This is a genomic window from Streptomyces sp. NPDC056600 (assembly GCF_042792855.1).
In the GTDB taxonomy this organism is placed as follows: Bacteria; Actinomycetota; Actinomycetes; order Streptomycetales; family Streptomycetaceae; genus Streptomyces.
Genome location: NZ_JBHTVQ010000134.1, coordinates 1 through 1430, shown reverse-complemented (window position 1 = coordinate 1430; position 1430 = coordinate 1). Strand labels below are relative to the sequence as shown.

The following is a 1430-nucleotide window of genomic DNA, read 5'->3' as shown; positions in this document are numbered from 1 at the left end:
CCCCAAACCCCCGCACACCGGGCCAAACGTACTGCTCCCCGAACTGCCGGAAGCGCGCTTCCGAGGCGGACGCGGTTCGACCCCCGAAAACGGGGTCTGACCTGCAGAAAGACACCTCCCGAGGTGTCCGCTTCTTGGTAACTGACGAACAGAGTTGTCAGATCGCCGAAACCGCAGGTCAGAGCGGTGCGGTCGATGGGGCCACCGAGGGGGGTCCGGTCACGGTCGTCACCCCGGCTCTGCGGCGGTGGCGGCGCCGCCGGATCATGCAGGAGATCACCGCGATCGACCGGTGCCGGAAGTGCGCGCGCCGCGCCGTGGCGCCGGAGCTGGGCACGCTGACGGCCCGCACCGAGGACGGGAAGGCGTCCGGCCGCGGGGTCCAGCTCTGCGAGTCGATCTGGGCGTGCGCGGTGTGCGAGAGCGCCAAGCGCGCCGAGGACACCCACGAGCTGACCACGGCCGCTCTGCGGTGGCTGGCCCGTGGGGGGACTCTGGCGGCCGTGGTGCTGACCACCCGGCACACCCGTGCGGACGCACTGGACGACCTGGTCTGTGCCCTGTGGGGGACGCGGCAGCGCGTGGACGAGACGACGGGGGAGGTCACGCCGAGGGTCCCGGGCGCCTACCAGCGGCTCCTGACATCGCAGAGCTTCCGGCGCCACGTGGCCCCGGCGGTCGGCTACATCGGCATGGCGCGTAACCCGGAGATCACCCGCTCGCAGGCGGGCGGGTGGCACCCGCACCTGAACCTGCTGGTGTTCCTCGGTGGCCAGTTGGAGGGCACCCCGGCCAACGGCCAGCTGATCTACACGGATGAGGACGGCAACGGGTACTTCGAGCCGGGCGAGGGCCGGAGCTGCACGTTCGAGCCGCCCGCCGAGGACCTGGAGGCGTTCGAGGAGTGGATGCACGGCTTCTGGGCGGGGGCTCTGCGGTCGATCGACCCGACGTACGAGACGTCGACCGAGTGTGAGCGGGCCAACTGCAAGTGCGGCGGCAAGGGCCACGGTGTGCGCATCGACGTGATCCGGTCGCCCGATGACAAGGCGCTGATCGAGTACCTGACCAAGGTGGGCGGGGAGACGGCCAAGTCGGTCCAGGCCGACGTGGACGCGGCCAAGGGCGCGGCGGCCGAAGTCGCCCACTCGACGGCCAAGGGCGCCAAGGGCACCCGGTCGATGACCGCCTTTCAGTTCCTTGACCGGCTGTGGGCGATCGAGCGCGACGGCCTGGCCGAGGCCGACGCCCCGGGGTACGGGACGGCCGAGCAGTGCCGTGCGTGGTCGCTGGAGTACGAGGCCGCGACCCGGGGCCGGCGGGCGTTCGAGATGACCCGGGGCCTCGCCCGGCACACCGACCTGGCGGGCGAGCTGGAGGCGTACCGCTACCAAGAGATGCACCGCCGCCTGCTCGGCGGTGTGGTCCTG

1 protein-coding gene is annotated in these 1430 nt (G+C 71.7%); it reads left to right on the top strand.

Annotated elements, in window-relative coordinates; all coding sequences use genetic code 11:
• Positions 1 to 134 precede the first annotated feature (134 nt).
• Positions 135 to 1430 (top strand): replication protein (locus tag ACFRAV_RS31305; RefSeq protein WP_382560988.1); only part of this gene is annotated, 1296 nt, incomplete at its 3' end.